Source organism: Aquitalea sp. ASV15, from assembly GCF_016429115.1.
Classification (GTDB): Bacteria; Pseudomonadota; Gammaproteobacteria; order Burkholderiales; family Chromobacteriaceae; genus Aquitalea; species Aquitalea magnusonii.
In genome coordinates this window covers 1-9,796 of the sequence record NZ_JAELTZ010000084.1, presented here as the reverse complement: position 1 = coordinate 9,796, position 9,796 = coordinate 1, and the positions used below count along the sequence as shown (strand labels likewise).

General features: G+C 61.3%; 9 protein-coding genes and 1 rRNA gene. 4 read left to right on the top strand and 6 right to left on the bottom strand.

Annotated elements, in window-relative coordinates; genetic code table 11:
• Positions 1–5 precede the first annotated feature (5 nt).
• Positions 6–120: ribosomal RNA gene (rrf, locus tag JHD64_RS20140) — 5S ribosomal RNA — on the top strand.
• 143 nt (positions 121–263) lie between these two features.
• On the opposite strand, the gene pssA is transcribed toward rrf, so the two are convergent.
• The 4 genes from pssA to JHD64_RS22245 all read right to left on the bottom strand — a co-directional run bounded on the left by pssA (position 264) and on the right by JHD64_RS22245 (position 4,559).
• A complete protein-coding gene (gene pssA / locus JHD64_RS20135) occupies positions 264–1,604 on the bottom strand; it encodes a CDP-diacylglycerol--serine O-phosphatidyltransferase (protein WP_199055307.1) in 1,341 nt (446 codons plus the stop codon).
• Positions 1,605–1,707: 103 nt separating this feature from the next.
• Positions 1,708–3,024, bottom strand: a complete 1,317-nt coding sequence (locus JHD64_RS20130) for an FAD-binding oxidoreductase (RefSeq protein ID WP_199055300.1) — start codon at positions 3,022–3,024, stop codon at positions 1,708–1,710.
• 10 nt (positions 3,025–3,034) lie between these two features.
• On the bottom strand, positions 3,035–4,363 hold the full coding sequence (locus JHD64_RS20125; RefSeq protein ID WP_199055298.1) for a glutamine synthetase family protein: 1,329 nt from the start codon (positions 4,361–4,363) through the stop codon (positions 3,035–3,037).
• A gap of 61 nt (positions 4,364–4,424) precedes the next feature.
• The gene (locus JHD64_RS22245; RefSeq protein ID WP_255524408.1) at positions 4,425–4,559 is read right to left on the bottom strand and encodes a hypothetical protein; all 135 of its coding nucleotides are present in this window, start codon (positions 4,557–4,559) and stop codon (positions 4,425–4,427) included.
• 198 nt (positions 4,560–4,757) lie between these two features.
• Here JHD64_RS22245 and JHD64_RS20120 point away from each other — a divergent pair, with 198 nt between their 5' ends.
• Both JHD64_RS20120 and parE read left to right on the top strand, forming a co-directional pair.
• A complete protein-coding gene (locus tag JHD64_RS20120; RefSeq protein ID WP_059286585.1) occupies positions 4,758–5,306 on the top strand; it encodes an RNA pyrophosphohydrolase in 549 nt (182 codons plus the stop codon).
• 153 nt (positions 5,307–5,459) lie between these two features.
• Positions 5,460–7,424: a DNA topoisomerase IV subunit B gene (parE, locus tag JHD64_RS20115; RefSeq protein ID WP_199055296.1), complete on the top strand. Its 1,965-nt coding sequence runs from the start codon at positions 5,460–5,462 to the stop codon at positions 7,422–7,424.
• Positions 7,425–7,502: 78 nt separating this feature from the next.
• Here the strand turns inward: parE and JHD64_RS20110 are convergent, their stop codons facing one another.
• Positions 7,503–8,213 carry an alanyl-tRNA editing protein gene (locus JHD64_RS20110; RefSeq protein WP_199055294.1) on the bottom strand — a complete coding sequence of 237 codons (711 nt, stop codon included), beginning with the start codon at positions 8,211–8,213 and terminating at the stop codon, positions 7,503–7,505.
• 164 nt (positions 8,214–8,377) lie between these two features.
• Here JHD64_RS20110 and JHD64_RS20105 point away from each other — a divergent pair, with 164 nt between their 5' ends.
• Positions 8,378–9,058, top strand: coding sequence for a pseudouridine synthase (locus tag JHD64_RS20105; protein ID WP_059286578.1), 681 nt, complete (start codon positions 8,378–8,380; stop codon positions 9,056–9,058).
• A gap of 69 nt (positions 9,059–9,127) precedes the next feature.
• Here the strand turns inward: JHD64_RS20105 and queF are convergent.
• The coding region (gene queF / locus JHD64_RS20100; RefSeq protein WP_199055292.1) for an NADPH-dependent 7-cyano-7-deazaguanine reductase QueF at positions 9,128–9,796 on the bottom strand (669 nt) is incomplete at its 5' end.

Sequence of the window (9,796 nt, the reverse complement as noted above, 5' to 3'; positions counted from 1 at the left end):
TTATGTCTGGTGGCCATAGCGAGGTGGTCCCACGCCTTCCCATCCCGAACAGGACCGTGAAACGCCTTAGCGCCGATGATAGTGTGGCATTCGCCATGTGAAAGTAGGACACCGCCAGACTCCCCTTTGAAAGCCCAGCTCAACCGAGCTGGGCTTTTTGCGTTGCATGCGCCCATCTTGCTTTCAATTGCGATGGGTCGTGTCGTGAAAATAGCCGCTGAGAAGCGGCTATTTGCATTGATTGGCAGCCGATAGGGGGTGCGCTACAACATCAGGTTCAGCATGCGATCAATGCGTACCCGGCTGAGCCGGGTGAGGATGGTGCGCACTTTCAGTGGATAGTTACGTACGCTTTCCAGCTGGCGATAGTGGCTGATGCGGGTGGTGTGTTGCAGGATGTGCTGCTGTTCGGCATGGCTTTGCGCTTGCAGCTGCTGTTCCGGATCGTGAATCAGCAAGGCATTTTCCAGATCCAGCCGGAATGCACGCGGATTCATATTGTTGCCGGTCAGCAGAATGTGCTGTGCATCACACCACATGCCTTTGAGGTGATAGCTGTTTTCACCTTCTTTCCACAGATGCAGATTAAGCTTGCCGCTTTCGATCTGTGCCTGGCGACGTTTGGCAAAGCGGCGCAGGTTCATTTCGTACAAATAGGGCAGGGCACCAATCAGCTTGAAGGGTTCTGTCTCGGGAATGAAAAAATCGTTGGCGGTTTTGTCGCCCACGATGATGGTGACTTCCACCCCACGGCGCAGTGCGCGGTTGATGGCGCGCAGTACCGCCATGGGGAAGTTGAAATAGGGCGTGCAGATGACCAACTGGTGCTCGGCCTTGGCGATCAGCTGCAGGATGAGGCGATTCAGTGCATTGCCCTTGCCCAGTCCAACTACCGGGGTAACACCCATGCCGTGCTGGCAGGTTTGCTCGGGCGGCAGGGTGTAGTGCATGGTTTCCAGCCGGCTGCGGAAGGCGCGGATTTCCTTGCGGATGCTGCGGGTGCTGGGTACCGGTTTGTCTAGCCGGAACACAGCCTCGTCATTGAAAAAGTGTTGGCACAGCAAGCTGACCATGCTGTCGGCCAGTGCGGCATTGTCCAGCAGGTGATAGCGGTCGAAACGGTACTTGTCCTGCTTGTGCAGATACACATTGTTGAGGCTGGCACCGCTGTAGATCACCTGGTTGTCGATAACGAAACCTTTCAGGTGCAGTACGCCGAACAATTCACGGGTTTGTGCCGGGACACCATAGACCGGTAGTTCGACCGCGTGGCGGCTGCATTCCTCGCGGTACCAGGCCGCATTGCAGCTATCTTGGCTCTCGCCGATGCGGCCGCGTTGTGCGCGATGCCAGTCCACCGTGATGCGGATGTCCAGTGTGGGATTGGCCTGTTTGGCTTTGAACAGCGCTGCCAGTATTTCCTGACCGGCCTCGTCCTGTTCCAGATAAAGTGCCGTGAGATAAATACGCTGCCTGGCGCTGGCGATGGCAGCCAGCAGGGCATGCCGAAACGCGGCCGCGCTGGACAGGGTGGTAAAGGCGGCGACGCTCAGCGGAAAACGCGGCAGGCGCTGCAATGAAGGCCGGTCAAGAAGAAATGCCATGCGGGATCGATCACGAGTAAAACGGTTGATCGGGGCATCCTAGCATCGTTTGCCGGTTTTGGGGCTGCCAGCAGGGTCATGCTGGCCGTCTGCACGCGGGCGGCTAGACACCAAGGGTATCGCGCAGGCGGTGGTAGAGCGTTGACAGCCGCAGCAGGCTGTCTTCCAGCGAGGCTGGCAGTGGCAAGGGGTGTGCATACAGCTTGTTGAATACATCAAAGCAGCCGATATCTCCCGCCATGGTTTCTGCCAGCATGTGCCCGGCCATGCCACTCAATGCGACGCCATGGCCGGCAAAGCCCTGGGCATGATAGATGCGCTGGCCCTGGCGGCCGATCTGCGGCAGGCGCGCCGGACCGATGTCCACATGCCCACTCCAGGCATAGTCGATCTGCCGGTTTTGCCACTGGGGAAAGATGCGGGCCAGTCGTGCCTGATACTTGGCCATCATCGCCTGCGGGCTACTGCTGGAACTGCCTGGATAGCCACCAAACAGCAGGCGTTGATCCGGTGTCAGGCGGAAATGCTCAGGCAAGGGGCTGCCTTCACAAACGGCGGCGCCTTCCGGCAGCAGGCTGCTGGCGAGTGCTGGCGGCAGCGGTGCCGTGACAATGAACTGTGAGCGCAGCGGTACGATGCAGCGTCGCAATCCGGATGCTAATGGCCCGATATCGACATTGCAGGCCAGTACCATTTTGTCGGCATTGACCCAGCCCTGAGGTGTGCCGATTTGCAAGCCGCGTTTGTCCTCGTCGATGGAGGTGACGGGGGAGTGTTCGAACAGCTTTACCCCCGCTTGCGAGGCCGCCCGTGCCAGCCCCTGTGCATACTTGAGCGGGTGCAGATGACCGCAGCCGCTGTCGTAAAGTGCAGCGCTGAAGCACGGCGAGTCGATGTGCCGACGCAGTGCTGCTCCTTCCAGCCATTGCGCGTCGTGATAGCCATAAGCCTGCAGCTGGCGCTGCCGTGCCTGTACCCACTGCTGTTGCCGGCGATTGCTCACGGTGGTGAGGACGCCCCAGTGCAGGTCGCAGTCGATCTGATGGCGGTGGATGCGGTTGGCAATCAGCGAGATCCCCTCCAGTGAGGCATCCCAGCATTGTCGTGCGCCGCGGCCACCCAGCTGTTTTTCAAATGCAGCCATGCTGGCGGCAAAACCGTGCAGGATATGCCCGCCATTGCGACCGGATGCGCCAAAGCCGACCAGGGCACCTTCCAGCAAGGTCACCGAGAGTCCTCTTTCGGCCAGGCTCAGCGCGGTGGACAGGCCGGTAAAACCGGCCCCCACCACACAGACATCACAGCGTATGACTTCGTGCAGAACCGGGTAGCGCTCACGCAGTGGCGCCGTGGCCGCGTGCCAGGAGTCGATATGATGGCCATCAAACTGGGCCAGATGCGGTGCGTGTTCACGGTTCATGCAAGCTCTTTCAAGCCTGGCTTAGCAGATGGCGATACTCCCAGGGGCTGACCTGGCGATTGAATTCCTGCCATTCGCTCAGCTTGAGCTGACAATAGGTGGCAACAAACTGCGGTCCCAGCACGGCGGCCAGTTCAGCATTGGCGCTCAGCCGCTCCACCGCTTCCAGCTGGGTGCGGGGAAAGGCGTAGGGGCGGCCATAGGCGCTGCTATCCAGCGGAGCCGTGGGCTGCAGTTCCTGTTGCATGCCAAGCAAACCGCAGGCCAGGGTGGTGGCCAGTGCCAGATAGGGGTTGGCATCCACACCGGGCAAGCGGTTCTCCACCCGTCGTGCCTGCGGGCCACCATGTGGAATGCGCAAGCCGCAGGTACGGTTGTCGTAGCCCCATTCCACATTGATGGGCGCTGCGGTAAAAGGGGCCAGCCGGCGGAAGGAGTTGACGTAGGGTGCCAGGAGCAGCAAGGCATCCGGCAGATAATGTTGCAGCCCGGCGATATAGTGGGCGAAGCGTGGCGCAGGCTGGCCGTTGTCCAGCGAGAAGGCATTGCGGCCGCTATCGGCATGTACCAGGCTCTGGTGGATGTGCATGGCACTGCCGGCATCATCGGCCAGCGGTTTGGCCATGAAACAGGCTTCCAGCTGATGGCGGGCTGCCGCCTCACGCACCATGCGCTTGAACAGGAAGGCCTGATCGGCCAGCGCAATGGCATCGCCATGCTGCAGATTGATTTCCAGCTGGCCGCAGCCTACCTCTTGCAGCAAGGTATCCGCACCGATGCCCAGGCATTGGCAGCCATGCTGGATATCGCCCAGTACCGCATCCAGATCGTGCAGCCGGTCCAGTGAGTAGGGCTGGCGCAGGCTGTCGCCGGGGCTGCCGTAGCAGGCAGGGGCTTGCGGAGCGGCATCCAGGCTGCTGCGGCGGGCAAACAGATAAAACTCCATTTCCGGCGCGACGACCGGCGTCAGGCCCAGTTCGGCATAGCGTGCCACTACCCGCTTGAGCACATTGCGCGGCGCGAACTCCACCAGGCTGCCATCTTCATGCAGACAGTCGTGAATCAGCATGGCGGCCGGTTCGCGGCTCCATGGCAACTGGCGCAGGGTGCTGGCGTCAGGCAGCAGGCGCATGTCGGGATCGAGCTCGGGCACCAGCTGTTGCAGGCAGTGGCCGCTGACGCTTTGTACCAGGCCAACCTGGGAAAAGCGCAGCTCGCTGGTGGCGAGCAGGCTGGCCGTGGGGACAAGCTTGCCGCGTGCGCTACCGGTGATATCGGAAAACAGGCATTCGACCGTGCGAATGCCGTGGCTGTGCAGCCAATTTGCAGAATCTTGCATGGATGGTCCTTGTGCTAGGCATTGTCGTGAGCCGCCATAAGGCGGGTATTACGGCACAACGCTAGCGGTGACCGACTGCAGTAAACGGCTGGATGAAGAAGCCCAGTGACAAGGCTGTCGGATTGGCCCACGGGCACAGCGCCACCATGGCCAGAGGCCGGGCGGAGAAGGCTGGTGGACTGCGACGTGCTTGCATGAGGCCGGGCATCCTGATGAGGGGTGGGGAGGATTGCGCTGAATTTTTAAACGGCTTTACCCGGCGGCGTCAATTCTTTTTCATGTGCCTGGCGCATGCTGTGGTGGATTTGCCGGGCACGCGGGTGGACAGGCGCATGGCAAGAGCTGACGAAATGTGCAAAAATTCGGTCAACTAGACGATTTGCAGGTTTTTTTCATGCTGGACCGGGACGGATATCGCCCCAATGTCGGAATCATCCTCATTAACGGTAAAAATGAGGTGTTCTGGGGCAAGCGGGTGCGCGAGCATTCCTGGCAATTTCCGCAAGGAGGCATCAAGCCGGGCGAAAGTCCGGAGGCGGCCATGTACCGCGAGCTTCTGGAGGAGGTCGGGCTGTTGCCGCAACATGTCAAGATCGTGGGGCGTACCCGCGACTGGCTGCGCTATGACGTGCCCAGCAACTGGGTAAGGCGCGAATGGCGTGGCAGCTACAAGGGGCAGAAGCAGATCTGGTTTCTGCTGCGGCTGACCGGGCGCGATTGCGACGTCTGCCTGCGTGCCAGCAGCCATCCGGAGTTCGATGGCTGGCGCTGGAATGATTACTGGGCGCCGGTGGATGCGGTGATCGAGTTCAAGCGCGATGTGTATATCCGTGCCCTGACCGAATTGTCGCGTTTTCTCAAGGGCCTGGAAAACTACGACAGCTTTGTGCAGCGCATGCGCCAGCCTGCCTGCGGCTTGCCGGACAAACTGCAGGATCACTGACGCCGCCTTGCCGGGCGATCAGCCTCATTCTTCAAGCAAGCGGCGGCCCAGTGCTGCCGCTTGAGCATCATGCCGGCCCTGCCGTGTGGCGGGGTGGCAACATCATTCAGCTTGGCCCTGGCTGCAGGGCCGATACAGGCGACGAAACAAGCTATGACTCAACAGTACGACGAATCCTCGGTACGGGTGCTCAAGGGGCTGGAACCGGTCAAGGAACGGCCGGGCATGTATACCCGCACCACCGACCCCACGCATATTTGTCAGGAAGTCATCGATAATGCGGCCGACGAGGCGCTGGGCGGCTATGCCCGAAAGATTGCCGTCACCGTGCACCAGGATGGCTCGCTGTCGGTGGAAGACGATGGCCGCGGCATTCCGGTAGGTCTGCATCCGCAAGAAGGTGTGCCGGTGGTGGAGCTGGTATTCACCCGGCTGCATGCCGGCGGCAAGTTCAACAAGAAGGATGGCGGCGCCTATGCCTTCTCCGGTGGTCTGCATGGCGTGGGGGTGTCGGTGACCAATGCCTTGTCCACCCGGCTGGAGGTCGAGGTCAAGCGCGAAGGCGGCGTGCACCGCCTGGTGTTTTCCGGCGGTGATGTGATTGAACCGCTGGCCCGCGTTGGTGACTGTGGCCCGCGCACCAGCGGCACGCGGGTGCGGGTATGGCCGGATGGCAAGTATTTTGAAAGCCCGCGTTACTCGCTGCCAGAGCTGGAACGCCTGCTGCGCGCCAAGGCAGTATTGCTGCCTGGCGTGGCAGTGACGCTGACGGTGGAGAAGCCCAGCGGTGACGAGGTCAAGGTATGGCAGTACCCGCAGGGCCTGAAAAGTTATCTGGCCGAGCTGTGCAACGGCGATGAACCGATTGCGCCGCTGTTTGCCGCCGAAGCCTATATCGGTGACGACCACGAGCAATTTGCCAAGGGCGAAGGCGTGCAGTGGGCAATGGCCTGGTTCGAGGACGGCGCCAGCGGCGAGAGCTATGTCAACCTGATTCCCACCCCTTCCGGTGGTACCCACGAAGCCGGCCTGCGCGCCGGGGTGTTCGATGCAGTCAAGAGCTTCATCGACCATCACAACCTGCTGCCGCGCGGCGTCAAGCTGATGGCCGAAGACGTGTGGAGCCGGGTGCGCTTTGTACTGTCGGCCCGTGTGCTGGACCCGCAATTCCAGGGCCAGACCAAGGACAAGCTCACCAGCCGCGATGCCCTGAAGCTGATTTCCAGCCTGGCGCGTGACCCGGTGGAGCTGTGGCTGAACCAGAATGTGGAAGCCGGCAAGAAGATTGCCGAGCTGGCCATCCGTCAGGCGCAATCACGGCTGAAATCGGTCAAGAAAGTAGAAAAGAAAAAAGGCTCTGGCGTAGCCGTGTTGCCGGGCAAGCTGACCGATTGCGAAAGTGAAGACATCGAGCGCAACGAGCTGTTCCTGGTTGAGGGTGACTCGGCCGGCGGCTCGGCCAAACTGGCGCGCGACAAGGAATACCAGGCCATCCTGCCCTTGCGCGGCAAGGTGCTCAATAGCTGGGAAACCGACAAGGACCAGCTGTTTTCCAATGCCGAAATCCATGACATCTCGGTGGCCATCGGTGTCGACCCGCACGGGCCGGATGATCACCCGGACTTGTCCAGCCAGCGTTACGGCAAGATTGCCATCCTGTCCGATGCCGACGTGGATGGCTCGCATATCCAGGTGTTGTTGCTCACCTTGTTCTTCCGCCATTTCCCGCGGCTGATCGAAAACGGCAATATCTACATCGCCCAGCCGCCGCTGTTCCGGGTGGATGTGCCGGGTTCGGGCAAGAACCGTCCGCCGCGCAAGATTTATGCGCTGGACGAGGGCGAACTCAACGCCATTCTGGACCGTCTGCGCAGTGAGAATGTGCGCGAGGGCAGCTGGAGCATCTCGCGCTTCAAAGGTCTGGGCGAGATGAACCCGGAGCAACTGAAGGACACCACCATGAATCCGGATACCCGCCGCTTGTCGCGGGTGCAGGTGCGTCCGGGCGAGCTGGCCCATACCCTGTCCACCTTCGTCATGCTGATGGGCAAGGGCGAGGCTTCCAGCCGTCGTAGCTGGATGGAAGCCAAGGGCAACGAGGTGGAAGCCGATATCTGAGCCAGTCGCTGTCTGGTGCTGATGGGCAATGCACAAGGGGACCTGCGGGTCCCCTTTGCGATGGCGGCTGCCGCAGGTTCAGTCGGCCAGCGCGATCACCACCCGCTTGTTGCGCGCGCCCTTGCTTTCAATCTTTTTCACCAGCAGGCGGCCGATCTCGCCGGTGCTGCGCACATGGGTGCCGCCACAGGGTTGCAGGTCGACACCGTCGATTTCAATCAGGCGGATTTCCGGCAAGTCCAGCGGCGGGGTCACCGACATGGTCTTGATCAACTCTGGCCGCGCCTTGAGCGCCTCGCCGCTGGTCATCTGGATGCTCACTGCCAGGTCTTGCGCCACCAGCGCATTCAGGCCAGCTTCAATGGCGTCCTTGTCCAGCTCCATGCCCTCCGGAATGTCAAAGTCCAGTCGCCCGGATTCGGCGGTCAGATTGCCACCGGTGACCCCAGCCTTGATCACCACGGAGAGCAGATGCAGGGCAGTATGCACCCGCATGTGGCGGTGACGGCGTGCCCAGTCCAGCGTCAGGGTGACCGGGCTGCCTGCGGCCAAGCGCGGGGCATCGGCAGCGGTGATATGGAGTATTTCGCGGGTTTCACGGTTGCGGCGGGTATCGCTGATGGCCAGCGTGCTGCCATCGGCCAGACTCAGCGTGGCGGTGTCGCCCGGCTGGCCGCCGCCCAAGGGGTAGCACAGGGTGTCTGCCAGCACCAGGCCAGCATCGTCATGGCGCACCACCGTGGTTTCCAGCTGGCGTTGGTAAGGGTCGAGGTAAAAGCGTTCCGGCATGACGGCTCCTTGGGTAGCGAATGATCTGATCATGACAGGGTGATGGCGTTGCGCTGCCATTTCAAGTGGCAATTCCCCGGCAAATACAGGGTGACAGCTTGTGAAGCCGCGCCGGGGGTAAGATAATCGCGGCTCTTTACTTATTCTGTTCCCCTGTTGCCGCCATGAGCCAAGCCCACAATCTGGAAAACTACACGCCGCCGCCGGATACCGGCCTGTCGGTCATTTACGTGGATGACTGCCTGCTGGTGGTGGACAAGCCGTCCGGCCTGCTGTCGGTGCCGGGGCGCGGCGAGGGCAAGGAGGATTGCCTGGTTAGCCGGGTGCAGAAAGTGTATCCGGATGCGCTGACGGTGCACCGGCTGGATATGGCTACCTCGGGGCTGGTGATCTTTGGTCGCGGCGCGGCCATGCAGCGGGCGTTGTCCATCGCCTTTATGGACCGCAAGGTGAAGAAGCGCTATATCGCGGTGGTGGATGGCATTGTCGAAAGCAATAGCGGCACCATCGACCTGCCGCTGATCATCGACTGGCCCAATCGCCCGCGCCAGAAAATCGACCATGTCGAAGGCAAAGAGGCCATCACCCATTACCGCGTGGTATCGCGCGATACCACACGCCACACCTCGCGCATGGAGCTGGACCCGCAAACCGGCCGTGCCCACCAGTTGCGCATGCACATGCTGCATCTGGAAAGCGGCCACCCGATTCTGGGGGATGACATCTACGCGCCACCGGAGGTGCTGGCCAAGGCCGATCGCCTGCTGTTGCATGCCTCGCGGCTGGTGTTGCGCCACCCGATTACCCGTGAAGAAATGGAATTCGAGGCACCGGTGCCGTTTTGATGGTCGGCGCTTGCCCGCAAAAAAAGCCTGCTTGAACCACAAGCAGGCTTTTTTACGTAGACGGCCAGCTTACTGCCGTGCAGTGCGGGTATTGGCGGTGGGCGCGCTTTCCCAGTTGCTGCGCCAGGGGTTGATGTCCAGGCCGCCACGGCGGGTGTAGCGGGCATAGACCGTCAGCTGTTGCGGTGCGCAGGCGCGCAGGATGTCGGTGAAGATGCGCTCCACGCATTGCTCGTGGAATTCATTGTGCTGGCGGAAACCAATCAGGTAGCGCAGCAGTGCTTCACGGTCCAGCTTGGGGCCGGTGTAGCGGATCTGCACGCTGCCCCAGTCCGGCTGGCCGGTCACCAGGCAGTTGGACTTCAGCAGATTGCTGCACAGGGTTTCGCTGACGATATTACCGGTGTCGGCACGCAGGATGTCCGGGCAGGGCGCGTAGTGGTCCACGGCGATGTCCTGCTCGTCGATGTAGTCGCCATCCAGTTCGGCAATGCGCTCGGCGGCAAAGTCCTGCGGCAGCTGCACGCTGACCGATACCGCACCGCCGGCGGCATTGGACAGGTCCAGCGCCAGCTGCGCCTGTAATTCAGCCAGGCTGGCGATACGGGTCTGGTTATAGCTGTTCAGGTAGAGCTTGAACGATTTGGATTCGATCAGGTTGGGGCTGTCGGCCGGAATGCGGAAGGTGGCAATGCCCACCTGCGGCTTGCCGCGTGCATTCAGCCAGGACAGCTCGAA